The sequence below is a fragment of the Yersinia sp. FDAARGOS_228 genome (assembly GCF_002073315.2).
GTDB lineage: Bacteria > Pseudomonadota > Gammaproteobacteria > Enterobacterales > Enterobacteriaceae > Yersinia > Yersinia intermedia.
This window is the reverse complement of the sequence record NZ_CP020409.2, coordinates 490,999-517,859: the sequence shown is the minus strand read 5'-3', so window position 1 is coordinate 517,859 and position 26,861 is coordinate 490,999. Positions and strand designations below refer to the sequence as shown.

Genomic DNA, 26,861 nt, shown 5'->3' with positions numbered 1-26,861 from the left:
TTGCCAAAATCGGTGGGTAATCAATAGTCGTCAGGCCGCCAGCCATTGATTTTCATGTTGATAGACCTCATGTTAATCATACATAGATAATTTATAAGTCGTCGTTGTATTCACCATCGCGGCGGTATTGAAAACGATCATTGATATTCAAAAGAATCATTGATATCCAAAACTATAATCAGGACTGCCCTATGACAAATCCGCTGTTGACCCCGTTCTCCCTGCCGCCATTTTCTGCGATTCGCCCCGAAGATATCGTGCCTGCGGTGAAATCCGCGCTGGATGAATGCCGTCAAGCGGTGGAGCGGGTAGTTGCCCAGCCAGGACCTTTCACTTGGGATAACCTGTGCCAGCCATTGGCTGAGTCTGACGATCGCTTATCGCGTATCTGGTCGCCTATCGGGCATTTAAATTCGGTCAAAAATAGTCCAAAACTGCGCACTGCATATGAACAAAGCCTGCCATTGCTGTCGGAATACGGCACTTGGGTGGGTCAACATAAAGGTTTGTATCAGGCCTATGTCAGTCTGAAAGAAGGCCCAGGGTTTGATGCATTGACAGCCCCACAGCGCAAAGCAGTAGAGAATGCGCTGCGCGATTTCCAGTTATCCGGTATCGGTTTACAACCCGATCAGCAGAAACGTTATGGCGAAATTGTCGCCCGTTTGTCTGAGCTAGGCTCCACTTACAGCAATAACGTGCTTGATGCCACCATGGGCTGGAGCAAGTTAATTACTGATGTTAACCAATTGCAAGGCTTGCCAGAAAGTGCCCTGGCTGCGGCTAAAGCTATGGCTGAAGCCAAACAGCAGGATGGCTGGTTGCTGACGCTGGATATGCCAAGTTACCTGCCGGTTCTGACCTATGCTGATAACGCTAAATTGCGCGAAGAGATGTACCGCGCCTTCGCGACCCGCGCCTCTGATCAGGGGCCAAATGCCGGTAAGTGGGATAACAGTGAAATCATGGCGGAAATTCTGACATTGCGCCATGAGTTGGCACAACTGTTAGGTTTTGGCAGCTATGCCGATAAATCGCTGGCGACCAAAATGGCAGAAAGCCCGCAACAGGTGCTTGGTTTCCTAAACGATTTGGCGAAGCGCGCTCGCCCGCAGGCTGAAGAAGAGCTGGCGCAATTACGTGCTTTTGCTGAGAAACACTACGGCGTCAATGAGTTGGCTGCCTGGGATATCACCTATTATTCAGAGAAACAGAAGCAGCATCTGTTCTCTATCAGTGACGAGCAATTGCGGCCTTACTTCCCGGAACAGCGGGTGGTAGAAGGGTTATTCGAAGTCGTTAAACGTATTTACGGTATTAGCGCCAAAGAGCGCCGCGATGTGGATACCTGGCATCCAGATGTGCGGTTCTTCGAACTCTTTGATGCCAGCGGTGAACTGCGCGGCAGCTTCTATCTTGACTTGTACGCCCGTGAGCACAAACGTGGCGGTGCCTGGATGGATGATTGTGTTGGTAGCCTGCGTCTGGCGAATGGCCAATTGCAAAAACCCGTCGCTTATCTGACTTGTAACTTTAATGGGCCAGTCGGCGGTAAACCGGCGCTGTTCACCCATAACGAAGTCACCACCTTATTCCATGAGTTCGGCCATGGTCTGCATCATATGCTGACCAAAATTGATACTGCCGGTGTCTCGGGCATCAATGGTGTCCCTTGGGATGCGGTCGAATTGCCGAGCCAGTTTATGGAGAACTGGTGCTGGGAGCCGGAGGCGCTGGCGTTTATTTCCGGCCATTACCAGACGCACGAGCCATTACCGCAAGAGATGCTGGATAAACTGCTGGCGGCCAAAAACTATCAGGCGGCGTTATTTATTCTGCGTCAATTAGAGTTCGGCCTGTTCGATTTCCGCATGCATTATGAGTTCGATCCACTGACTGGCGCACAGATCCTGCCGATCCTGTATGAAGTGAAAAAGCAGGTGGCAGTGGTACCGTCACCAACATGGGGCCGTTTCCCACATGCTTTTAGCCATATCTTTGCTGGTGGCTATGCGGCGGGTTACTACAGCTATTTGTGGGCAGAAGTGCTCTCGGCAGATGCGTTCTCGCGTTTCGAAGAAGAGGGGATTTTCAATGCTGCCACCGGGCAGTCCTTCCTCGATAATATTCTGTCCCGTGGCGGTTCTGAAGAGCCTATGACGCTGTTCAAGCGCTTCCGTGGCCGTGAGCCGCAGTTGGATGCTATGCTGCGCCATTACGGTATTAAGGGCTAGAACGTGTCACAGGTAAGTATCTGTTTATTGTCCGAAGCAGGCGCCGCCCCCGGCGCCTTGTCTATTTTGGCTGAGCGCTGGGGGTTGGTGTCTGACGAGCAGGCCATTATGGCGCTGGTGCTGACACCTGAGCGCCTTGAGTTGCGCAAGAGGGATGAGCCGAAGCTCGGCGGCATTTATGTCGATTTTGTCTCCGGTACGTTGGCGCATCGCCGCAAGTTCGGCGGTGGGCGAGGGGAAGCAGTAGCCAAAGCCGTCGGTATCAAAAAGGGTTATCTTCCCCGCGTGGTCGATGCCACCGCAGGCTTAGGGCGGGATGCGTTTGTTTTGGCAGCGCTGGGTTGCCAGGTGCAAATGCTGGAACGCAATCCAGTGGTGGCGGCATTGCTCGATGATGGTTTGTGTCGCGGTTATCAGGATGCTGAGATTGGCCCGTGGCTGCGTGAACGGTTGACGCTGTTGCACGCCTCCAGCCTGATAGCACTGGCAGATATTGAACCCCGGCCAGAAGTGGTTTACCTCGATCCGATGTACCCGCACCGGCAGAAAAGTGCGTTGGTTAAAAAGGAGATGCGGGTGTTCCAATCGCTGGTGGGTGCGGATGAAGATGCCGATGGTTTATTGGCACCGGCCCGTGCGTTAGCGACCAAACGGGTAGTGGTGAAGCGGCCAGATTATGCCGAACCGTTGGCAGGAATAGCTGCGCAAGCGGCTGTCACCACTAAAAGCCATCGTTTTGACCTCTATATGCCACTTCCTTGATGCTATTACAGTGTTAGTTGGCCCTGTTGCTGTAATGCCAATGACTTTGGATATATTGGCTTCAATCAGGCGGCTGCGCGTTATTGCAGCCACCTGAATCATCTATTCTACCTGAATAAATAGTTATGAAATAAGCGGTGAGCTGACAATAAAATCATTGCGTGTGAATTGATGTTTGCCGGTGAATTTTATCATCATATCGACTTTGCTTATTTTCGGATCGAAATCAATCATCAGATAGGTAATATTAGCGACATCATCATATTTCTGCATTAATTCTGTTTGACCATTCGCGCTAAATTGATTGACCAGATCAATATTGTTACCAGCCATAATGAATGATAAATCAATTTTATCTTCACCAGATGTAAAGTCGATGATGGTATCGGTATATTTTTTGGTGGAATCCCTGCTATTACGGTATTGGAAAATATCACGGCCCTCTCCCCCTTTCATCCGGTCAGCGCCACGCCCGCCGAATAACCGGTCATCGCCACTCCCGCCGGCGAGCCGGTCATTACCTGCGCCCCCGGATAAGAAGTCATCGCCCTTACCACCGGATAGCCGATCATTGCCACGGCCGCCAAATAGCCGATCATTTCCCTCCCGGCCCCATAATCTGTCATCACCATCCCCTCCGTTTAGGGTGTTATTTGATCGGTTACCGTTGATTTCATCATCACCGCTACCTGTGATGGCATTTTCAATCACGACTTTATCTGCAATTGAGACATTGCCTCTCAAGCCGCCAATATCAGAGAAACCACGTTTAGTCAGTGTGATTCTTTGATTTTGATGATAACCCGAAAAATCAAACGTATCGTTACCACCGGCGTCCCACACACAGAATACCAACTTGTCGCTAGCGTGGGTTGCAGTAAAGTAATCCCTATTACTATTGGAATTGAAACCATAAGTCGTATTGCCGATACGGGTACGATTATTGGTTCCGTAAAGGTATTGAAGTGCTAAAATATCATGGAGTTGTGGGGTTGATGCAAAGTTATTCCCGTAGATTGCTCCTGAGTAGAACTCAGATAAATAGCTCATTACACTGGTTTTTTGTGTCAAGCCCATCGAGTCATGAGTATGCTCCAAGCCTAGTGCATGGCCAAATTCATGCATAAATACCCGACCACCATAGTTTGATTGCGTGGGGGCTAGATTCTCCTCTATTTTCGCATTAATAAATATGGGGCTGAGGTTATCAGGATTCGGGCGATAGGCATAACCGCCAAGAGATCCCTCGAGTAAAGCATTCGTGATGGGAATGTTAGCTACAACATCATTTTCAGCCTCAATAAATTTAATATTCGCCACATCAGAAGTGGCGAGCATAGCGGTTCTTACCTGGTGAATTTGCGCTGCATTAAGAGAATAAACCTGAATACCATCATTCGACTTATAATGATGGTAATCTATTGGTATTGTTTGGCTAAACGAATACGTTACAATACTTATTCCATTTTTATTTTTATGTTCCCATTTATTTCTGCTGGTTATCGCTAATAGGTCAATCTCTTTTAATTTATAATTAATATTAATTCTTTCATTCGTATCCAGAATTCTGATGTGATTTTTAGTCTCGTCCTTGAACATTCTTATCCCTCATAATTTTGCTAACGACTCATGTGCCGGAGGGATGTTACTGGTATAGGGAATATTTAAAATAAGCACGTTCTTAAAAATAATCAGGGATTTTATATATTATCTGTCGGGGTATATTATTTTAAAATCTATGAAAATAAATTTCCCATATTCTCCAGGTATTATTACCTCAAAGAATATGGGAATAGAGTCTTACTTACAACACACCTTGGGCCAGCATTGCGTCTGCCACTTTAACAAAGGCCGCAATATTCGCGCCGTGTACATAGTGGGTTTGCTTGCCTTCGCCGCCGTATTCAACACAAGATTGATGAATATCGAGCATGATGTGATGCAAACGGACATCAACTTTCTCGGCCTTCCAGCTCAGGCGGGCTGCGTTCTGCGCCATTTCCAGACCTGATGTGGCAACACCACCGGCATTGGCGGCTTTACCTGGTGCAAACAGCACACCTGCCTCAAGGAAAGCATCAGTTGCCTGAATAGTCGTAGGCATATTAGCGCCTTCGGCAACGGCTTTAACGCCGTTGGCAATCAGTTGACGTGCCGCTGGCAGGTCCAGTTCGTTCTGCGTCGCACACGGCAGTGCGATATCAACCGGTACACTCCATGGCTGCTGATCGGCTAAATAGACCAGATTACGTTCACGGGCATAGTCTTCAATACGACCATAACGTTTGTTTTTAATCTCAGCCAGATGCGCCAGTTTTTCTGGGGTAAAGCCTGCTTCATCAACCACCGTACCACCTGAGTCAGAAGCGGTAATCACTCTGGCACCCAGCTCCATGGCTTTTTCAATGGTATATTGCGCGACATTTCCGGCACCGGAAACCGAGACTTTTCGGCCTTCAAAACCTAAGCCGTGGCGTTTTAGCATAGCGTCGGTGAAATAGACCAAACCATAACCGGTGGCTTCCGGGCGAATCAGGCTACCGCCGAAGGAGAGACCTTTGCCGGTGAAGACACACGCGGTGTTATTCGACAGTTTTTTCATCATGCCGGACATAAACGCCACTTCACGACCACCAACACCAATATCACCCGCAGGAACATCGGTATCCGGGCCGAGATGACGATACAGTTCCATCATCAGTGCCTGACAAAAGCGCATCACTTCAGCCTGGCTTTTACCTTTAGGATTAAAGTCAGAACCGCCTTTACCACCGCCCATAGGCAGGGTCGTCAGGGCGTTTTTAAAGGTTTGTTCAAAACCAAGGAACTTAAGAATCGATAAGTTTACTGATGGGTGAAAACGCATTCCGCCCTTATAAGGGCCAATCGACGAGTTAAACTGAACGCGCCAGGCGCGGTTAACCTGAACGTTACCTTGGTCATCAGTCCAGGCAACACGGAATTGAATAACGCGTTCTGGCTCGACTAAGCGCTCCAGTAGACTTTGTTCACGGTAATGTGGGTTTTGCTCCAGAAAGGGCCAAAGTGACGTGAACACTTCACGTACTGCTTGGAGATATTCTGGTTGGTTGGCATCACGTTGTTGTAAAGATTCTAAAAACGACTCCAGAGAAGTTAAACCATTCATCACTAATCATTCCTTGTACCAATTAAGACTCTCCTGACGGTGTTTTGTGACCTATTATTATTATCCAAAATAGTGAGGAGACGATGTTGTGCATCTTCGACTATATCATTGGTTTATATTCATACTACAAGGGATTTTTGACAAAAACTTAGCAGGGTTACTAATGTGTGGAAATATAGGGTGGGCGTGGGATTCAGCATAAAAAAACGCCCGCTAAAGGCGGGCGTCAGAGGTGATGATGCTAATCTAATAACACTTAGGCAGCTTAATCATCCTCACCATTTTCTTCATCACGCAGTGGCACGATAAGCATATCGACATGTACGGTATTGATCAGTTGGCGTGCTGAAGACATCAACTTGCTCCAGAAATCCTGATGATGACCGCATAATACCAAGTCCATATCATATTTCTTAATAGCATCAACCAATACCTGGCCCAAATCGCCGCTACCACTCAGGGTTTGCTCAATCGGGTAGCCTGCATTTTGCGAAAGCTCAGTTAATGCATTATGGGTTTCTTCAGAGATACGTTTTTGCATATCGCCAAGATTAACGTCGATCAGACCGGTATAGAGATCTGAGTAGTTAACATCAACATGGATCAGGGAAACTTTGGCATTGTACGGTCTGGCCATGGAGACCGCCTTTTCCACCAATACCTTACTTTCTGGAGATAGGTCAACCGCAATCAGAATGTGTTTGTAAGCCATAAGTAAACTCCTTCCATAATGTTAATTAATGGGTAAGCAAACATTCAACCTGTTGAACGGGTGCTAACACGGTATCTGCATAGTACCATTATGACCCCTAACTGAAGTGTTTCACGGATCACAACGCACTGTTTTGATGATGATCACTAAAGCATCCGTATGTCATTTTGCCGCCAATTACATCAACAAGTGATGAGATTCGGCTATTCATTACCTTGGCACACGGTTAGGTTACTTAAATTAAAGCAGATCATTATCTTAAGTATAGCGCTGATAAACCATCCTGATTAACGGAATTTCATATTTGTGATGCAAATATAACTTACAAAGAACGGCGGCCAAATTTATATAATTTAGTTAAGAAAGATTAATATTTCATCGCTATTGATGTGTTTTATGAACATTTTTCAGTGAGTAATATTAGATATAAGTTAACGCTAATCGATACTTAACAAATGTCTAAATAGGCTTAATTTAGAGATTATCAGGCTATTTTCCATTTCATTTCCTACACTCATAAAGGGAGTCCTACACGTTCGGATACTGTGTCGAGTGAACAACGCATCGAACCAGAATCAGAAAGCGGGCGATAGGGGGTGGCGTTTGAAGCCCTGGGGGTGTTTGTATCGGCTAGAGTGAGCGATGGCGCAGAGGTTCAGGTGACTGACCTTATGTGCGAGATATCGCTGGGAGGATAATTATGATCAGTACCGTCGCGCTTTTTTGGGCTTTGTGTGTGGTATGTGTGATTAATATGGCACGTTATTATTCATCTCTGCGTGCTTTGTTAGTAGTATTACGTGGCTGCGACCCGTTGCTGTATCAATATGTTGATGGTGGTGGATTTTTTACCTCTCACGGTCAGCCGAGCAAACAAATTAGATTAGTGGGTTACATTTTTGCCCAACGTTATCTTGATCATCATGATCCAGAATTTATCCGCCGCTGTGAGAGACTACGTGGGCAATTTATACTGACCAGCGCATTATGTGGCTTGGTAGTGGTCAGTCTGGTGGGCTTAATGTTGTGGTATTAGTATGAATTCTTGGCAGAAAGACAATTAAAAAAGGCGACCTAATCAGGCCGCCTTTTTATTTACCGTGACTGTTCAATATGTTCACTGCCCAGTCTTATCATCATGCTACGTTAAGGCACTATGATAGTAATACGTTTCGCTGGGTTTAAATAAATTTCAGTGCCACCCAGTACAGCCCACCGGAAAGAAGAATAGAGATTGGTAAGGTTAATACCCAAGCCAACATAATGTTCTTCACGGTTTTACTCTGAACACCACCGCCATCAACCAACATGGTCCCGGCAACGGCGGAAGAGAGCACTTGCGTTGTCGATACAGGCATACCGGTATAACTCGCAATACCGATGGAAACCGCCGCAGTCATCTGGGCTGAAACCCCTTGCGCGTAAGTCATGCCTTTCTTACCGATTTTCTCACCGATGGTGACTGCCACACGTTTCCAGCCAATCATGGTACCCAAAGAGAGGGCCAGAGCGACGGCAACGATGATCCAGGTCGGCGCATATTCCACAGTTTCCAACAAATCTGTACGCAGATTATTGAGGAAACGACGGTCTTGAGCACTGGTTTCAGGCAGTTTGGCAACCGTCCCTGCGGTTTCGGCAACACACATCAGCAAGCGACGCATATGGCTGCGTTGATCGACCGTCAGGTCGTCATAGCTTTGCAGGTTAGCCAACAACGTTTGGGCATGATCAATAGCAATCATGGCGCGTGAGCTATCACAATGGAACTGTGCGGGTGTATTCGGTAATGTTTCTGGTGCAGGTACCAGCGGTTTTAGCGCAACGGCATGAGGTAATACCTCAACATGTTGCTGATAATATTGTTGCAGATGGGTCACTGCATCGCGGGTGCGGGCAATATCATAACCGGTTGCACTCATATTCACGACAAACCCAGCCGGAGCCACGCCGATTAATACCAGCATGATCAAGCCAATCCCTTTCTGACCATCGTTAGCGCCATGAGAGAAACTCACACCGATAGCCGATAGAATCAGCGCAGTACGGGTCCAGAATGGCGGTTTACGTTTACCGTCTTTCTTTTCACGTTCAGCGGGTGTCAGGTGAATACGTTGCTGCTTTTTAGACCCGTTCCAGTAACGACGTAACAGGAACACCATCAACCCGGCAATAACCAGACCCACAATCGGGGATAAGATTAATGACAGGAAGATTTGAATCATCTTAGGAACGTTCAGTGCATCTACAACAGATGTACTGGTCATTAATGCATTGGTTAAACCAATACCGATGATTGCACCAATTAGCGTATGAGAGCTGGAAGCTGGGATACCGAAATACCAAGTGCCCAAATTCCAGATAATCGCCGCCAGCAGCATAGAGAAGACCATAGCCAACCCATGTGCCGAACTGACGTTTAACAGCAGATCAGTAGGCAATAAATGAACGATGGCATAAGCCACGCTCAAACCGCCCAGCATCACGCCGAGGAAGTTAAACACCCCTGCCATCACAACAGCAACCTGTGAACGCATGGCACGGGTATAGATTACGGTCGCAACCGCATTGGCTGTATCATGAAAACCATTGATGGCTTCGTAAAACAGCACGAACAACAAAGCAAGAACTAACATTAGGCCGGTATGGAAATCCAGGCCAGCGAAAAGATGTAGCATAAGCGTTACGCCAGTTTGTGGACATGAACGCGGCGCATTATCAGTGACAATGGGGGGTGGGGAAAAGGAAAATATGACCTTTTTTTGACATGACCGCAGACGAATTAGTCTTTTTGATCAACATATGTATGTTATATCAGCAAGTTACTTAGTTTTACCGTATGAGACATTTTCTTACTATAGCGATATTCCTGCGGGCGACTTACAATCTCCCGCCGCCAATTTGTCGGTTGAATGCGCTAAATAATATAATAATCAGCCAAAAGCGGGCAATTTTGCAGCGATGATGATTTTACTCAGTGAGGCCCAGTGTGGAACAGTTTGATGTGGTAGTGATAGGTGCAGGTGCTGCGGGGCTATTTTGTGCCGCTCAGGCCGGGCAAGCAGGATGTCGGGTGTTACTGGTCGATAACGGCAAAAAGGCTGGGCGCAAAATACTGATGTCTGGTGGCGGTCGCTGTAATTTTACCAATCTCTTTGCGGAACCTGCCGCTTACCTGTCACACAATCCCCATTTCTGTAAATCCGCCTTGGCTCGTTATACCCAATGGGATTTCATCGATCTGATGAATCGCTATGGCATTGCCTGGCATGAGAAGGCGCTAGGGCAGTTGTTCTGCGATGACTCTGCTCAGCAGGTGGTTGAGCTATTACTGAAAGAGTGTGAGTTGGGGCAGGTCACGATTCGGTTGCGTAGTGATGTTTTGTCGGTTGAAAAAAGCGATACGGGGTTTGTATTACAAATTAATGATTTGAAAGTGAGCACTAACTCACTTGTTGTCGCTTCTGGTGGGCTATCTATGCCTGGACTAGGCGCTTCACCGTTCGGCTATAAGCTGGCGGAGCAGTTTGGTTTGAAAGTCCTCCCGACTCGTGCAGCATTAGTCCCCTTTACCTTGCACAAACCGCTGCTGGAACACCTGCAAACATTATCTGGTGTTTCAGTGCCTGTGGTGGTCACCGCCGAAAATGGCGTTAGCTTCCGTGAGAGTATTTTGTTTACTCACCGTGGGCTTTCTGGCCCGGCAATTTTACAACTTTCAAGCTATTGGCAGGCTGGTGAGTATGTGAGCATTAACTTACTTCCTGACACTGATTTAGACGATTTTCTCGACAGTGAGCGAAAAGCACACCCTAATCAGACACTGAAGAATACTCTGGCTCAGCGGTTACCTAAGCGGCTGGTGGAGTGTCTTCAAACCTTAGAGCAACTGCCAGACGTTACTCTGAAGCAATTAAATGCGCCGCAGCAGGCCGCGTTAGTCGCCAATCTTCAACAATGGCGAGTGCAACCCAATGGCACCGAGGGTTACCGTACTGCTGAGGTCACTCTTGGTGGTGTTGACACCCAAGAGCTCTCATCTAAGACAATGGAGGCCCATAAAGTGCCTGGAATGTACTTTATTGGCGAGGTCGTTGATGTCACTGGCTGGTTGGGTGGCTATAACTTTCAATGGGCCTGGAGCTCTGCCTGGGCCTGTGCGCAGGCATTGGCGGCTGAGAAGCAAAAATAAAGTTTGTACGCTCAGTTAAATTTCATCCATAAAGTCTGGCGGTGATAAAGGTTCTTGGCGAGGATGTTGCGTCAACGACTTTTACTGGCAGTTGAAGATACGCGATAGTTGAGATAAAGCCTCTTAACCAGATATACCTGATCAAGAGGCTATCATGGGGTCAGTGCGGTATGATTCTCAACGCAATGCCTGAAGAATATTATAGGCAGCTTGCACGCGAACAGGATTAGGGTAATTCTTGTTAGCTAACATCACGATGCCAATATTTTCCTCTGGGATGAAGACAATATAAGCCCCAAAGCCATTGGTAGCACCGGTCTTATGCACCCAGGATGCCCGTGTTGCTGAGTGTGGTGGCAGCAACTCCTCAACTTTACGCGGTTTCAACGCGATATCATTGCCACTGTCGGCGATGACCCGCTGCGGGTTGATAGGCCAGTTATACATTTCCCATCCCAACCCCTGGAACATCTCCCCCGCCTGGAAATAGCGAGATTGAGCCGCGATGATAGCTTTCTTTAACTTATCGTTTTCGGCAGGTAGGCTGTCTGGGTCCATATTGGCCTGCATATATCTCACCATATCTTTCGTGGTGGTTTTTACCCCATAGGCTTCCTCACCCAGCATGCCCAACGTGACGCGTACTGGCTGACCATCCTTATATCCCCATGCATAGCTTGACTGCATCGATTCAGGGACAGTGATAAAAGTGTGTGTCAGTTTTAAGGGCTGGAACACATACTTCTTCATGTAGTCTTCGAAGGTTAACTGGCTTCTTTTTACCGCCAATGCTCCGAATAAGCCAATACTGGCATTAGAGTAATTTCGCATCACTCCAGGCGCCCATTGTGGCTGCCATTGCTGATAATATTGCCATAATGATTTTTGGTCTGTAACCGAATCGGGCAGTTGAAGAGGTAGCCCCCCCGCAGTGTAGGTCGCCAGATGCAACATTTTCACATCTTGCCACTGACTACCCGTTAGCTCAGGAGCGTATTCCGTCACTGGATCATTAAGGTTCATAATGCCGGTTTGCATGGCATATTCCCCGGCTATTCCGGTAAAGGTCTTACTTACTGAGCCAAGTTCAAACAGCGTATTCTCAGTGACTGGGGTACCTGCTTTTATATCCGCTACACCATAGTTAAAAAACTGTGGTTTTCCATCATAAAATACAGCGACGGCCATGCCGGGGATATTCTGTTGTTCGATCAACGGCTTAAGGGTGTTATTGACGATAACCGCAACCTGTTGCTCCGTAAGTATGGTTTGTGCCGAGGTATAAAATGGCGAAGTTGCGATAGCGGTAAAGACCAAGGTATTGATTACAGACTTTTTCAACATTAGAAAATCTTCCTTAGATTGATAAACAACAAGCAGTGTGTCTCCTTCTGCGTCGCTGATTCTGCGGTGATTGACTATGGATAACAATCGATTATATTTAGTGTTTGATAATAGAAAATCTAACAGATAATCCTATGGTACGTAGTTATATTCCACTAAATTCACTTCGCGCCTTCGAAGCCGCAGCCAGACAGTTAAGTTTTACTAAGGCTGCTATCGAATTAAATGTGACTCATGCGGCAATAAGCCAGCAGGTCAAAGCGCTGGAACAACGCCTCAATTGCCGTTTGTTTATTCGTATTTCACGCGGATTAGTGTTAACAACAGAAGGTGAGAATCTACTACCGATCCTTAATGATTCCTTTGATCGTATAGCGGGCACGCTAGACCGTTTTTCCGCTGGGGTAATGCGTGAGAAAGTCAGAGTGGGGGTTGTTGGGACCTTCGCTACCGGCTATCTCCTGCCGCGCCTGAGGGATTTTCAACAACGTTATCCACATGTAGATGTTTCACTTTCCACACACAACAACCGTGTTGATGTGGTGGCTGAAGGGCTGGATTATGCTATTCGCTATGGCAATGGTGCCTGGCATGATACTGAGTCGCAATTTTTATGCGATGCGCCACTTGCTCCTTTGTGTGCTCCCTCGTTAGCGGGATGTTTACGCAATCCTGATGACCTGCAAAAATTTACGCTGCTTCGTTCCTATCGCCGCGATGAGTGGTCGGCATGGTTTAGTGCTGCTGGGGGATGTGTCCCTTCACCTTCTCAGCAAATAATGGTGTTCGATTCGTCAGTGAGCATGCTGGAAGCGGCACAGGCAGAAATAGGTATCGCACTGGCTCCACCGTCCATGTTTACGCACCTGTTACTCAGAGAACGTATCATCCAGCCATTTAGTACGACGATTAGCCTGGGTGGGTATTGGTTAACTCGGCTACAATCCCGCACAGAAACTGCCGCGATGCGGGAGTTTTCACTATGGTTATTGTCTGAGATGAAATCTGAGTGAGTGGAATACTAAATTTGCTGACGCCATCGATTATATCGATAGGAGCAGTGTGCTGGAGAAGGCTCTCTTTTTATATTCTCTTATGCCAATTGTCATGGAATAAGTTAGAACCTGCCAAGTTGGTACCATCTTGTGCCCTGGCCAGGAATTCCCCCCGAATTGGTCAATAATAAGAAATTGTGCTTCACAATAGTGAGAGTGATAAACCAACATTACTTGGTGGTATTTTTGCGTTGCTGCGCTGGGGGTTGCGTGCCAGCCAGACTCGGCATGGCGTGGCGCATAATATCTAAAAATGCCCGTAATCTTGCTGGATAAAAACTGGCATGGGGATAAACCAGATAGATGGGCAAAGGTAATCCGTGCCATTCTGGCGTTAGATGTACTAACCGCCCTTGTGCAAGATCTTCGCTCACGACCCACGTTGAGGCGATTCCTACCCCGACCCCCGCGAGTGCGGCATTACGTAAGGCATACAGACTGTCGGTACTCAATTGCGGCTGGATAGAAAAACGATGTATGTCACCACTCGTCTGATGATTTAGGACGACCTCATTACGGTAAAACGAACTTAGCGCCAGCCAGCGTAAATCCTGCAATTGGTCAGGATGTAGCGGTAGCGGCTTATCATTGAGCAATTCAGGGGCGGCGACGACAATACGCGGCACCTCAGCCAGCAGAATCGCAACCACTGAAGGATCGGTGACGGCTCCAACTTGAATGGCGCAATCAATTCCCTCCACGATGAAATCCGGGCGGCGATCATTTAGCATCCATTCCACGGACATTTTCGGATAACGGCCTAAATAGTCTTTAAGCGGTTTGATTAATTGATCTTGCCCGAACGCGTGCGGCACTAAAACACGTAGTATTCCCCTGGGTTCGTCCGTGGCCCCGCGCAGGTCATCCTCCATCCTATTCCAGTTTTCAACCAGTGCCTTAGCATGGGAATAGCAGCGTTCGCCATCGTCGGTGAGCTTCATAACATGCGTGGTGCGCTGCAATAATTTCAGGCCAAGCAGGCGTTCCAGTGTTTGTAACCGCCGGCTAATCGTCGGCTGGCTTGTACCCAAACGTGCTGCTGCTGCCGATAAACTACCGGCCTCAACGATACGGATAAATGTTTGCATTAACTCTATACGATCAATGCTAATCAAACTGGGTTCTATCATACGTTAAGCGTATAACAGTTTTACTCTTTAGGCGACTACCAACACCTATCTACTCAGGCAAAAATACTGACTCAATATCATTATAGGTAGCCGCCATGTCAGCCATTCAAACCATACCAAGCCCTTTAGATAGTCCTGAGAAAACCCTTTCCGGCCGGACAGTTTTTATGTTGGCAACCGGCGCTGGGCTTAGTGTCGCCTCAATTTATTATAGTCAGCCATTATTGGGTGTTATAGGTACCGATCTGCATGCCAGTGTAGGCACGGTTGGCATGGTGCCGACACTGACACAGATTGGTTATGCTTTAGGTATCTTGTTGCTCGCCCCGCTAGGTGATCGCCACGATCGTCGGATTGTCATTTTATTGAAAGGTCTTTTGCTTACCGCAGCGCTGCTGTGCAGTGGTTTTATCTCTGGTATCAATGGGTTGTTAGTCACCAGTTTTGTGGTCGGGATTGCCGCAACCATGGCGCAGGACATTGTTCCTGCATCAGCGACGTTGGCTTCAGCGGCACAACGGGGTAAGACCGTCGGAACTGTAATGACGGGCTTATTGCTGGGGATTTTACTGTCACGGGTGCTGAGTGGTTTTGTCGCCGAATATTTTAGTTGGCGGGTGTTGTATATCGGTGCGGCGCTATCAGTTATTTTTATCACGCTGGTGATATGGCGTGGTTTACCTCGGGTTCCCGCAGCGTCAACACTGAGTTATCCAGCACTACTTACGTCGATGATTCACTTGTGGCTTCAGTTTAAAACCTTGCGCCGTGCTGCGCTATCACAGGGGTTGTTATCGGTCGGATTCAGTGCTTTTTGGTCAACACTAGCAGTGATGTTACAAGATACTTATCATCTTGGTAGTGCTGTTGCCGGTGCGTTTGGTCTTGCCGGTGCCGCAGGTGCTTTGGCGGCACCTCTTGCTGGAGCGTTGGCGGATCGCCGTGGGCCACATAGGGTTACTTTGATGGGTGCAGGTGTGGCAACTCTCTCATTTGCAGCGCTATTTCTTCTGCCGCTACTGCCACTTCAATACCAGATTGGGCTTATGGTCATCAGCGCGATTGGTTTTGATTTCGGTGTTCAGGCGACTCTGGTAGCACACCAAACTATTATTTACAGCCTGGAACCTGCGGCCCGCAGCCGGCTCAATGCCTTGTTATTTACCGGTGTGTTTGTTGGGATGGCGGTTGGTTCAGCTTTAGGCAGCCTGATGCTGGAAAAAATGGGGTGGACAGGTGTAGTTAGCCTGATAACCCTCGCGGGTGCAGCTAGCCTGGTCGTACGTTGGAGCAATTACAGCACCAGATAGCCGTGATCCTGCTCATAATGAGCAGGGAGGATGGCAATTTCCCCAATGTAGTTAGCATTTCGGGATGCCTGAGAAAGCAGGCACCCCGAGCAGATGTCTTAAGTTCTGCGTCACAGCGTTAAACTCAATAATCAGTTATCAGCCCCAGTAATCTGTAGTGCTTATTAGCTTTGTAAGTAAGCAATACTTTGGCGAATCTCTCTTTCAATATCTGCCTCTGACCAAATATTTAGTTGCGAGGAAAACGGTTCAAAAGCATAGATTCCCTGATAACCCAAGCGTTCAAGATTTGCGACTTGTTGTTTACTGTTCAGCTTATCTTGCTTACTAAGCATAATGCGGTCTTCATCCGTCAGTGTGGATTTCAACCGATTCTCTTCGACGCCGGAAAGGTGCACCAGACCAATCAAATTAACATCTATATGTGCATCAAACTCGGCCTGAGCGATATCACTCAGATAGTAGTGGAAAGTATCCAGCACCATTTGGTAGGGGGCGGCCGATTTACGGATCAGTGATTGTGTTAACAGATGAGAACGCAATGAACTGATCCCAAAACCTAAAGGCTCAACTAACCCAGTGACTTGATATTTCTTAAACAGAGGGGCGAGTAGTTGTAGTGCATCTAGTGTGTCTTGCTCTTTTTGCTCCGTTGAACGCTTGTCACTGGCATTACAGTTTGGGCACAGAATGACTCCGCGACAATTGATATCCCGTGCCAACTTGAGCATGGTTTCCGCTTCTTGTAGTAGCTCGCCTCGGCGCTCCGGCAGATTAAAATATTGCAATGCATTGATAGTAATAATTTCAATTTGATGTTCATCAGCCAGTGTATTGAGCTGGGTCGTGGTTAGCTCGTCAGTCACTTTTCCACCGGCCATATCATTACGTAGCTCAACCTTATTTAAGCCACATTTTTTAACCAGGCGGAAAAAATGCTCAATACTAAGATTTGGGGCAATTTTGCGATTAATACAGAAACGATCTTGCGCGATGGACATGGTGCACTGCTCCTGCTGTGGTGAGTACGGGGGAAAAGTCTCATCTAGACATGGCTAAAATAAGAACATTTATTTCATTTATATTAAATAACGAAACATTGACTTTTAGATGTAGCTCAAAAATTAGTCTAAAAAGGCGACTCAGTTTTCATTTAAAACCAATAAAAGCGAGTTGGTACCGTTGTTTTTTTAACCTTAACAATTTATTTACGGCAAAAGAATGAGGTGCTTTAGTCTTTTTAGCGCGTTGCGTGGGCTATCTGGCTTTTTTGATTACGGTGTAACGGCTTTGCAGGAACTTGCGATACATCGCACAAAACAAAATTTCTAAAAGAAGTTATTTGAAACTTTTTTTTCAATGGCATAAAGTCTGCGTATCGGCTGGTTTTTCGCCTCTCTGGCGGCTGGTCGCTTTGCTGGCTATTTTTGTCCCATTACAAGATAGCCCTTATTGATTGAGCGTATGGTCCGTTAGAAATGGTCAGGTTAAAGCCACTTTGAACGAACCCTGCGATAGCAGCTATTGAGAAGAGGGTTAGACATGAAAATCGTGAGTAACTTTATTGGCGGAAAAAATTCCCTGAGTTCCAGCAATCAGACTGCCGATATTCATAATCCAGCCACCGGTAAAGTTGAAAGCCAGGTTACGCAAAGTTCTGCCGAAGAAGTTAATCAGGCTATCGGCGTGGCCCATCAAGCTTTTGCCGACTGGTCTCGAACTACTCCACTGCGTCGCGCCCGTATTATGTTCAACTTTAAAGCACTGATTGAGCAACATCGTGATGAGCTGGCTGAGTTGATTGTCCGTGAGCATGGCAAAGTTTATTCCGATGCGTTGGGTGAGATCACTCGTGGGTTGGAAGTTGTCGAGTTTGCCTGCGGTATTCCACATCTCTTGAAAGGTGAATATTCCGCAGATGTTGGTACGGGGGTGGATTGTTTTTCCATGATGCAACCACTGGGTGTGGTCGCGGGTATAACGCCATTTAACTTCCCGGCAATGGTTCCGATGTGGATGTTCCCTGTCGCTTTAACTTGTGGCAATACTTTTATCTTAAAACCACCGGCACTGGACCCGTCAGCCTCTGTTCGTATGGCTGAGCTTCTGACAGAAGCTGGGTTGCCGGATGGAGTATTCAATGTTATTCACTGCTCAAATGAAAATGCGGCCCAGCTCTGTACTGACCCACGAATTCAGGCCGTCAGTTTTGTTGGTTCTTCTACTGTAGCTGAGCATATTTATACTACTGCCAGTGCACACGGTAAGCGTGTACAAGCGTTTGGGGCTGCTAAAAATCAGGCAATTATCATGCCTGATGCTGATCTGGATGCCACAGTAAATGCATTGATGGGCGGCGCATTTGGTTCGGCGGGTGAGCGTTGTATGGCTTTGCCTATTGCAGTTGTCGTGGGTGATGACACCGCAGACAAATTGCTTGAGAAGCTAAAACCACTCATCACTCAATTGCGTGTCGGCCCAGGCTTGCAGCAAGGCGGTGAAGGAAATGAGATGGGGCCGTTAATCTCAGCCGCCCATCAGAAAAAAGTGCTCGGTTATATTGATCAAGGTGTTAAAGAGGGCGCAACGTTAGTCACCGATGGCCGCAATTATAAAGTTGCAGGTTATGAGCAGGGATATTATGTAGGTGGCACTCTGTTTGACCACGTTACGCCAGAGATGAAGATCTATCGGGAAGAGATCTTTGGGCCGGTACTGGGTATTGTCAGAGTCCCGGATTACCAAACAGCCATTGATACAGTTAATAGCCATGAATTCGGCAACGGTAGCGCTATTTTTACCAGTAGCGGTCACTATGCGCGGCTATTTGTGCATGAAGTTCAGGCCGGAATGGTTGGCGTCAATGTTCCAGTGCCCGTCCCAATGGCGTTCCATAGTTTTGGTGGCTGGAAGCGCTCGGTATTCGGTGCGTTAAATGTTCACGGTACCGATGGTGTGCGTTTTTATACCCGGATGAAAACAACCACCGCCCGTTGGCCAACCGGCCAGCAAACGGTTTCAGAATACAGTATGCCTACACTTGGCTAAGGCTGTCTGCGGGTGTTCGTAGGGCTAATTTCATGTGTTAACAGGAGAGTCATTATGTCTTCACTGCTTGCTAAATGTCAGTTACCGGATGTGGATGGGCGCATTCAACACATTTCACCGCAAAATGCGGGTTGGCGTTTTGTTGGGTTTGATGTTTATCGCCTTACTGCGGGTAAAGCATTAGTTCTGGACAGTGGTGACAATGAACTCTGTCTGGTATTGGTTGCGGGTGTTGCTTCGGTTTCAACACTACGGGCTGAATACCCACATATTGGTAAACGTATGAGTCCGTTCGAGCGAACACCGCCTTATTCTGTTTATGTCCCACATCATGATCATGTGAAAGTGGTGGCAGAAACGGATCTGGAATTGGCGGTATGCCGTGCCCCTGCACAGGGGCATTTGCCTTCCCGCCTGATTACGCCGGCTGATGTCGGGGTCGAAAGGCGTGGTAAGGGGCGCAACCAGCGGTTAGTGCATAATATTCTGCCTGACAGTGAGCCTGCGGACAGTTTGCTGGTGGTCGAGGTCTACACTGACGAAGGGAATACCAGCTCATATCCAAGCCATAAACACGATCAGGAAAATGCTACAGATGAAACTTATCTTGAAGAAACCTATTATCACCGGTTGAACCCTGAACAGGGGTTCTGTATGCAGCGTGTTTATACTGACGACCGTTCGCTGGATGAGTGTATGCCCGTTTATAACCGTGATGTGGTGAAAGTTCCCAAAGGTTATCACCCGGTGGCAACATTAGCAGGCTACGACAACTATTATTTGAATGTGATGGCAGGGCCGGTACGGTTATGGAAATTTACCTGGGAGAAAGACCACGCATGGATCAACAGCGATAACTATCCAGTCAATAACAGCTAACTTAACCTGGTTAAAAAACAAACAGTAGAGTGGGCGGAACCCTACCCTACTGGATGTGAGCAGAAATGATTTATGACGCAAAACGAACCGAGACTCCTATTGGAGTGTTTACTCTTTCGCGTTATTCAGTGCCAGTGAAACTGCCAATGTTTGTGCCAGGCACATAGAGGCTACTTGCGAACGGAAACCGTCAACTTGAGCCTCTCGCACGACAAAACACACATCGCTAAACGCCGCTAATGGGCTGACCTGGCTATCTGTAATCGCAATCTGCTGTGCGCCACTCTTCGCCCCTAACTCCACCAGTTCTAATGCCTCTTGCGCATAGGGTGAATAACTAATGGCGATCACTACGTCTTTGGGTTTCACCATGCTCAGCTGTTCCGCGAACATTCCTCCTAAACCATCGATCAGAAAAGCACGACGCTCCAGATGGCGCAACGCATAGGTGAGATAAGAAGCAACACTGAAGGAGCGGCGTAGCCCAATCACATAAATATTCTCAGCGTTTTTTAACAACTCAACCGCTCTATCCAACTGTTCTGCACTGGTTTGTACTGCCAGTTGTTGCAGCGCTTGCGCATTTACCATAGTAAATACATTCAGTATTTCAGATGGGCTTTCGGGGGCAGTGTTGCCATCCGTCGAGGTTTGGCGGAATAACCTGGCACGTTCAGTATAGTTAACCGTCTCCTCCATCAGATGCTGGCGAAATACCTGTTTCATTTCGTTAAAGCCACTGAAACCAAAGGCATTAGCAAATCGAATCAATGTTGAAGGTGGCACACTGGCTTGAGCTGCAATCGACGCAACCGTATCAAATGCAATACTATTACTGTTATCCAATATATAACGAGCAACTTGTTTTAAGCGTTTACTTAACGTCTCATAGCGATGACGAATTTGGTCTTGTAACAATGAAAGTTGAGTAGGGTTGTTCATCCATTCGGCCCACGGCAGAGGAAATTTCAGGGGTTATTCCCTTTGGACTTGACGTTGCGAGGCTGTTAGCTATGGTCACTCACTCGAATGATTGATATGTGTCAGCTCATCGAGGCTTGTTCGCTCTGCCTGGCTACAACGCCAAGTTCTTTGGGTATATCTGTAAGTATTCTAACAGGTGGTTGGAAAATTTCATTTATTGATGTTGGTATTTGCTTTTATTTCATCGAAACTTAAATCAATTCACAAAACCATATTAATAGAACTGGATGAAATCTAAAGATATTCCTTTATTAACTTTGATAGAAATCAGGAATTTTTCGGCTTTATGAGTAATAAACAGCGTAGATAGCAGCATGATGGTGGCGCTGAGGCAGTATCACTTCAGCGCCGATAGGGCAGTTTTTAATTCAAACAGCAGGGCGATACTCACGCCAATAACTGATCAAGGTTTGGTAATTTTGTTTCACTTGCGTCATCAGCTCGGCATCATTCAGTTCACCTTGCAACCAGTGGCGTGATGCCTGGCCAAAAATGGTCCGGCCAACAGCAAAACCTTTAACCCACGGAGCTTGGGCAGCAGCGGCAAAACCCGCTTTTAACTGTGCTTCTGGCGAGTCCAGCCCAAGAATTAATACACCACGGCAGTAGGGATCTTGGGTTTCAATCAGTTCGCCAACGCGTTGCCAGTTTTCTGCGCTTAGCGGTGGCAGCTTCCACCAATCTGGCTGAATGCCTAGCTGATAGAAATGAGCCATGGTTTCAATATAATAGCGCTCATCTTTATCTTTATTATCTTCAGGTAGAATCACTTCCAGTAGCAATTCATGCCCTGATTTACAGCATGCACGGTATACATCCAGAATCAGTTCATCCTGCTGTTGGCGCAGTTCTGCACGGTCTTGAGGATGATAAAAAACCAGGCACTTAACAACATGTTCCAGTGGCCAGTCAATAAGCTGGGAACCAATATTACCGTGTTCGAGCCGTAGCGGTCTTGAACTGGGCAATTCTATTGGGCGACCTATCCACCATCCTTGGCCGGTAATGGTATTGAGCGCTTCCTGACCGTATGTTGTATCAGCCAAAATACCACTTTTATGCACCAGCCCAGACTCCAACGCGGCTTGTTGCGCCGCTTGTAGCAACAAAGTCTTGAGTTTTGGGATACGCTCTTCATCCACACCGGCTTCACGGGCCATATCAGCCAATTGTTTGCGGTGGTCAAAGGCAAAAACACAAAGCTCAGGCCATTGTTGCTTACGGGTAGTCACCCGATGTAAATGATTAAGGCGGCTATCTTTGTCAGGGCGCGGAACCGAATGCTCGCGGCTGAGGTAATCATCCAATTCAATTTTTGTTGGCATCGCTGGGGCACAACCATGGCGTGAAACAACGAGTGCTCCACAGGCATTGGCATAACGGCAGGCTTGCTCCCAGCCTTCATCATTCAGATAACCGCGCAACAGGCCAGACATGAAGGCATCGCCAGCGCCCAATACGTTGAGAACCTCGACGCGTACACCGGAATGCAGTTTGATTGACTCCCAACGGGTGGGAATATCCCCTTCAAAGACAGAGCAACCTTGTGCTCCGCGTTTGCAAACCAGTGTCGCTTGCGTGGTTTTACGCACATTTCGCAGGGCTGTCAGCGTATCTGTGCTCCCCCCCGCAATGTGAAATTCTTCTTCTGTACCAACGATTAAATTGAAATGATGAAGCACTTCCTGCAATTCCTGAGTCACTTTTTGTGACTCAATAAACCGCGTTTCACCGTCTCCAAGTGAGGTTAGACCCCATAGTACTGGGCGATAATCAATATCGAGCGCTGTGCGCAACCCATGCTTATGGGCATAGTCCAAGGCTTTTAGTACTGCGGCTCGTGTATTTGGATGCGAAAGGTGTGTCCCCGTGATGGCCAGCGCGCGTGATGAAGCAATATATGTCTCGTCAATATCATCTGGCACGAGGGCCATATCAGCGCAGTTTTCACGGTAAAAGATCAGTGGAAAAGTCTCTTGATCTTTAATTCCCAGAATGACCAGACCCGTCAGGCGCTGTTTATCAGTAATAAGAAAACGGGTATCAGCCCCAACACGCTGTAATTCCTCACGTATAAAGCGGCCCATATGTTCATCGCCAACTCGTGCCAGCATGCCTGACTTCAAGCCCTGAATCGCCGTGCCATAAGCAACATTACCTGATGACCCGCCCAAATATTTAGCAAATGTACTGGTATCTTCCAGCCGGGCACCAATCTGTTGCCCATAAAAATCGACGGCAATACGCCCGATACATATGACATCCAGCGCTTTGTGTTGTGTACCCATCCCCATTTCCTTCTGTATTGAACCAAGCCCCGACAATGACCGATGAAATAAGTCTGTAATGACGTTTCTAAAGTCAGTATGAGGAATAAAAATTTCAAATTCAAGGTTAAATGAAATTTATTCCCCGATTGTGTGACGAAGATAAAAGCCGCATATCACCCCTAAAAGTGGGACTTACACCAAAGGCTTAAGCCGGTTATTGGCGGTATTTTCGAGGGATGACAGAGAAGAATTAAAATCAATATAATATAATAATATCAATATATTATATTTCTTCATTGTTGATTGGAAAGGAGCGTTCAATCGCATGGTAAGACGGAGAAACGTTATTTCAGTGTTTATGAGAATATTTGATCTTCATCGCAGAATGAAATGTTTCTTCTGTAATGTGATTTTATGAAAAAAATATTTGTTTATAATCCCTGCTATGTTTCACCTTACTGTCGTCAGCTTGGCGAAAGATAACAAGCCTGCTGCTTCTCTCCGGCATACGTATCTTCAGGGGCTGAAAATCACTTGGCCACCATGATGTAGCGCAACAGAGCAAAGGATGGGTAAATGAATAAGATTCGGCTAACCACTGCACAGGCATTAGTCCGGTTTTTGGACAACCAATACCTACAAGTTGATGGTCAGGAAATCAAATTTATCAAAGGGATTTTTGCTATTTTTGGCCACGGTAATGTGCTGGGAATGGGGCAGGCATTGGAGCAAAACTGCGGCGATTTAGTGGTTCATCAGGGGCGAAATGAGCAAGGGATGGCCCACGCAGCTACCGGTTTTGCCAAACAAAAACTGCGCCAGCAAATTTATGCCTGCACCTCATCTGTCGGGCCGGGTAGCGCTAATATGATTACTGCCGCCGCAACAGCAACGGCCAATCGTATTCCTCTATTATTGCTCCCAGGCGATGTGTTTGCATCCCGCCAACCGGATCCGGTGTTACAACAAATAGAACAATCTCATGACCTTAGCATCAGCACCAATGATGCATTCAAACCGGTTAGTAAATACTGGGATCGCATTATGCGGCCAGAGCAACTAATGAGCGCTTGTATTAATGCAATGCGGGTTCTGACTGATCCGGCAGAAACAGGTGCTGTGACACTGAGCTTGCCACAAGATGTGCAGGCTGAAGCCTATGACTATCCTGATTATTTTTTCCAAAAGCGAGTTCATCGCCTCGACAGGCGCCCTGCCAGTGTCGCCATGCTGGCTGATGCTATTGCGTTACTGACCGCCAAGCGCAAGCCAATTTTGGTGTGTGGTGGTGGGGTAAAATATTCTCAGGCTGGTCAGGCATTGCAACGATTTGCTGAATGTTTTGGTTTGCCGTGGGTAGAAACGCAAGCCGGTAAAGGCACTATCAGCTCAGAACATGAATTAAATCTTGGTGGTATCGGTGAAACCGGCTGCCTGGCTGCAAACACATTGGCAAAACAGGCCGATCTGGTGATCGGTGTTGGCACTCGCTATAGCGATTTCACCACGTCATCGAAATGGTTGTTCCAGAATCCAGACGTTTCATTCCTTAATATTAATGTCAGTGCCTTTGATGCCGGTAAATTGGACGGTTTGCAGTTGCTGGCTGATGCGCGTGAGGCATTATCGGCATTGCATCAACAGCTTAGTACTACCGGTTATCAAGCAGGGTGGGGCGGCGAAATTGCTCGCATGCGCGCGGAGCAATTCGCTGAGACGCAGCGGGTTTATCAGGTGCAATACCGCGCCGACGATTTCATTCCTGAAATTAATGACCATTTGGACCGTGAACAGGTTTTTGCTGAATTTATCAATAAAACGGGCTCTTTCCTGACACAAAGCCAAGTGCTGGGTGTACTGAATAACACACTACCTCAGGATGCCGTCATTGTTGCGGCTGCGGGTAGCTTGCCCGGTGATTTGCAGCGGGTGTGGCGTAGCAAAGGGAGTAATGACTATCACGTCGAATACGGTTATTCGTGCATGGGTTATGAGGTTGGTGCCGCACTGGGTGTGAAGTTAGCTGAACCTGACAGAGAGGTCTACTCATTGGTTGGGGATGGCGCATTTATGATGCTGCATTCCGAACTGGTTACCTCCATTCAAGAGCGTAAAAAAATTAACGTTGTGCTGTTCGATAACATGACGAATGGCTGCATCAACAATCTGCAAATGGAACATGGCATGGACAGCTATGCCACAGAGTTCCGTTTCCGTAATGAGGGAACTGGCCAATTGGATGGCAGCCTTGTTCCCGTTGATTTTGCCATGCTGGCTGCCGCCTACGGCTGTAAGACATATCGCGTTTCTACCGAGCAACAACTGATTGATGCATTAACCGATGCTCATTCACAGACGATTTCTACCTTGATTGACATAAAAGTACTGCCAAAGACCATGGTACATAAATACCTAAGTTGGTGGCGGGTAGGGGTTGCTCAGGTTTCTGAAAGCGAACGAACAGATGCCGTGGTTCGGGAGCTGGAAAAAAATATCGCCAAAGCCCGTGATTACTAAGGCTAATTTAGCAGGCAATCAATGCGTTATACCCCATAGCTTTCAACACACGGCGGTACAGGGATGTGCCGGGTAATTAGTTCTGCCAACGTATCTGCAACTTGAAGAATACGGGGGTGCTTGATCTGGATGTGAAGTCGTAAAACGAGCAGGTATCACCTGCAAACCGAAACTTCATGAGGAAAATAATATGTCGTTAAATATTGGTGTCATCGGAACAGGTGCTATCGGTCAGGATCATATTCGTCGTTGCAGTAAAGTTTTACAGGGCAGTCGTGTGGTTGCTGTGACGGATATCAATCAAGAGCATGCCACTAAAGTTATTCGTGATCTGGGTATTGAAGCGAATGTCTACGCCGATGGGCATGCAGTGATTAATGCAAAAGAGGTGGATGCGGTATTAGTTACGTCTTGGGGGCCGAGTCACGAAGAATTTGTTCTGGCAGCCATTGCTGCAGGCAAATATGTATTTTGTGAAAAGCCGCTGGCGGTGACTGCCGAAGGGTGTAAGCGAATTGTAGACGCTGAAGCTGCCAAAGGTAAACGCTTGGTTCAGGTTGGGTTTATGCGGCCTTATGATCAGGGTTATCGCGCACTGAAAGATGTGATTACCAGTGGGGAAATCGGTGAACCCTTGATGCTGCATTGTGCTCACCGTAATCCGAGAGTCGGTGAAAACTACACTACCAATATGGCGATCACTGACACCCTAATCCATGAGATTGATGTGCTGCGCTGGCTGCTGGATGATGATTATGTCTCCGTTCAGGTTGTTTTCCCACGTAAAGCCAAACACGCTAAAGCGCATCTGAAAGATCCGCAGGTCGTATTGTTTGAAACGGCGAAAGGGACGCGTATTGATGTTGAAATCTTTGTGAACTGCCAATATGGCTACGATATTCAATGTGAAGTGGTAGGTGATACCGGGATTGCAAAATTACCAGAACCCTCATCCGTGCTGATGCGCAGCCAGGCACGGTTATCACATGAAATACTGACCGATTGGAAAGACCGCTTTATTGATGCTTATGATGTTGAATTACAAGCATTTATCAATGACGTTTTAGCTGAAAAACTCACCGGTCCCTCTGCCTGGGATGGTTTTGCTGCCGCCGTTACTGCTGATGCCTGTATTGCGGCACAAAACAGTGGTGAAATTGTTCCCGTGAGCTTGCCGCCACGACCTGATTTTTATAATAAATAACACCAAACTCTGCTGCCTGTGCGCGAGCTATCCTGCTGAAATATGTCGGTGATGGCCTCTTTCACGTATTAA

At 47.2% G+C, this 26,861-nt stretch carries 19 protein-coding genes; 10 read left to right on the top strand and 9 right to left on the bottom strand.

The annotated features are described in order from the left end of the window. The first annotated feature begins 191 nt into the window (after nt 1-191). Together prlC and rsmJ are read left to right on the top strand one after the other, a co-directional pair. Entirely contained in the window at nt 192-2,234 is a 2,043-nt protein-coding gene (gene prlC, locus A6J67_RS02410) for an oligopeptidase A (RefSeq protein WP_080608027.1), read from the top strand. Between the two features lie 3 nt (nt 2,235-2,237). Continuing rightward, on the top strand, nt 2,238-2,996 hold the full coding sequence (gene rsmJ, locus A6J67_RS02405) for a 16S rRNA (guanine(1516)-N(2))-methyltransferase RsmJ (protein ID WP_032906784.1): 759 nt from the start codon (nt 2,238-2,240) through the stop codon (nt 2,994-2,996). 123 nt (nt 2,997-3,119) lie between these two features. On the opposite strand, the gene A6J67_RS02400 is transcribed toward rsmJ, so the two are convergent. From A6J67_RS02400 to uspA, 3 genes are all read right to left on the bottom strand, one after another. Continuing rightward, a complete protein-coding gene (locus tag A6J67_RS02400; RefSeq protein WP_042568792.1) occupies nt 3,120-4,595 on the bottom strand; it encodes a M10 family metallopeptidase C-terminal domain-containing protein in 1,476 nt (491 codons plus the stop codon). A 205-nt stretch (nt 4,596-4,800) separates the two neighbouring features. Then, the gene (gene gdhA / locus A6J67_RS02395; RefSeq protein WP_005187104.1) at nt 4,801-6,144 is read right to left on the bottom strand and encodes an NADP-specific glutamate dehydrogenase; all 1,344 of its coding nucleotides are present in this window, start codon (nt 6,142-6,144) and stop codon (nt 4,801-4,803) included. Nucleotides 6,145-6,409: 265 nt separating this feature from the next. Continuing rightward, nucleotides 6,410-6,856, bottom strand: coding sequence for a universal stress protein UspA (gene uspA, locus A6J67_RS02390; RefSeq protein WP_005187107.1), 447 nt, complete (start codon nt 6,854-6,856; stop codon nt 6,410-6,412). 700 nt (nt 6,857-7,556) lie between these two features. Here uspA and uspB point away from each other — a divergent pair. After that, complete coding sequence (gene uspB / locus A6J67_RS02385) at nt 7,557-7,892, top strand: universal stress protein UspB (RefSeq protein ID WP_005187112.1); 336 nt, start codon at nt 7,557-7,559, stop codon at nt 7,890-7,892. 145 nt (nt 7,893-8,037) lie between these two features. Here the strand turns inward: uspB and pitA are convergent, their stop codons facing one another. After that, nucleotides 8,038-9,534: an inorganic phosphate transporter PitA gene (gene pitA / locus A6J67_RS02380; protein WP_005187114.1), complete on the bottom strand. Its 1,497-nt coding sequence runs from the start codon at nt 9,532-9,534 to the stop codon at nt 8,038-8,040. Between the two features lie 311 nt (nt 9,535-9,845). Between pitA and A6J67_RS02375 the strand changes: the two genes are divergently transcribed. Then, a complete protein-coding gene (locus A6J67_RS02375) occupies nt 9,846-11,048 on the top strand; it encodes an NAD(P)/FAD-dependent oxidoreductase (protein ID WP_050073669.1) in 1,203 nt (400 codons plus the stop codon). Between the two features lie 177 nt (nt 11,049-11,225). Here A6J67_RS02375 and ampC read toward each other — a convergent pair whose 3' ends face one another. Then, entirely contained in the window at nt 11,226-12,392 is a 1,167-nt protein-coding gene (ampC, locus tag A6J67_RS02370; protein WP_050288697.1) for a class C beta-lactamase, read from the bottom strand. Nucleotides 12,393-12,526: 134 nt separating this feature from the next. Between ampC and ampR the strand changes: the two genes are divergently transcribed. Further along, nucleotides 12,527-13,405 (top strand): LysR family transcriptional regulator AmpR, encoded by an 879-nt coding sequence (ampR, locus tag A6J67_RS02365; RefSeq protein WP_005187120.1) that lies wholly within the window; start codon nt 12,527-12,529, stop codon nt 13,403-13,405. A 212-nt stretch (nt 13,406-13,617) separates the two neighbouring features. Here ampR and A6J67_RS02360 read toward each other — a convergent pair whose 3' ends face one another. Continuing rightward, nucleotides 13,618-14,577, bottom strand: coding sequence for a LysR family transcriptional regulator (locus A6J67_RS02360; RefSeq protein ID WP_050297623.1), 960 nt, complete (start codon nt 14,575-14,577; stop codon nt 13,618-13,620). A 95-nt stretch (nt 14,578-14,672) separates the two neighbouring features. Between A6J67_RS02360 and A6J67_RS02355 the strand changes: the two genes are divergently transcribed. Continuing rightward, the gene (locus A6J67_RS02355; protein WP_032906786.1) at nt 14,673-15,887 is read left to right on the top strand and encodes an MFS transporter; all 1,215 of its coding nucleotides are present in this window, start codon (nt 14,673-14,675) and stop codon (nt 15,885-15,887) included. A gap of 164 nt (nt 15,888-16,051) precedes the next feature. Here the strand turns inward: A6J67_RS02355 and A6J67_RS02350 are convergent, their stop codons facing one another. Further along, the gene (locus tag A6J67_RS02350) at nt 16,052-16,888 is read right to left on the bottom strand and encodes a TIM barrel protein (RefSeq protein WP_050297622.1); all 837 of its coding nucleotides are present in this window, start codon (nt 16,886-16,888) and stop codon (nt 16,052-16,054) included. Nucleotides 16,889-17,429: 541 nt separating this feature from the next. Here A6J67_RS02350 and A6J67_RS02345 point away from each other — a divergent pair. Beyond that, nucleotides 17,430-18,935, top strand: coding sequence for a CoA-acylating methylmalonate-semialdehyde dehydrogenase (locus tag A6J67_RS02345; RefSeq protein WP_050297621.1), 1,506 nt, complete (start codon nt 17,430-17,432; stop codon nt 18,933-18,935). A gap of 54 nt (nt 18,936-18,989) precedes the next feature. Continuing rightward, nucleotides 18,990-19,814 carry a 5-deoxy-glucuronate isomerase gene (gene iolB, locus A6J67_RS02340; protein WP_005187141.1) on the top strand — a complete coding sequence of 275 codons (825 nt, stop codon included), beginning with the start codon at nt 18,990-18,992 and terminating at the stop codon, nt 19,812-19,814. A gap of 108 nt (nt 19,815-19,922) precedes the next feature. Here iolB and A6J67_RS02335 read toward each other — a convergent pair whose 3' ends face one another. Together A6J67_RS02335 and A6J67_RS02330 are read right to left on the bottom strand one after the other, a co-directional pair. After that, nucleotides 19,923-20,756 (bottom strand): MurR/RpiR family transcriptional regulator, encoded by an 834-nt coding sequence (locus A6J67_RS02335; RefSeq protein WP_005187143.1) that lies wholly within the window; start codon nt 20,754-20,756, stop codon nt 19,923-19,925. 410 nt (nt 20,757-21,166) lie between these two features. Further along, nucleotides 21,167-23,086 carry a bifunctional 5-dehydro-2-deoxygluconokinase/5-dehydro-2-deoxyphosphogluconate aldolase gene (locus tag A6J67_RS02330; RefSeq protein ID WP_080608026.1) on the bottom strand — a complete coding sequence of 640 codons (1,920 nt, stop codon included), beginning with the start codon at nt 23,084-23,086 and terminating at the stop codon, nt 21,167-21,169. A gap of 558 nt (nt 23,087-23,644) precedes the next feature. Between A6J67_RS02330 and iolD the strand changes: the two genes are divergently transcribed. Together iolD and A6J67_RS02320 are read left to right on the top strand one after the other, a co-directional pair. Then, nucleotides 23,645-25,585, top strand: a complete 1,941-nt coding sequence (gene iolD, locus A6J67_RS02325; RefSeq protein ID WP_005187147.1) for a 3D-(3,5/4)-trihydroxycyclohexane-1,2-dione acylhydrolase (decyclizing) — start codon at nt 23,645-23,647, stop codon at nt 25,583-25,585. A 190-nt stretch (nt 25,586-25,775) separates the two neighbouring features. After that, nucleotides 25,776-26,789, top strand: a complete 1,014-nt coding sequence (locus A6J67_RS02320) for a Gfo/Idh/MocA family protein (protein WP_005187149.1) — start codon at nt 25,776-25,778, stop codon at nt 26,787-26,789. Nucleotides 26,790-26,861 lie beyond the last annotated feature (72 nt).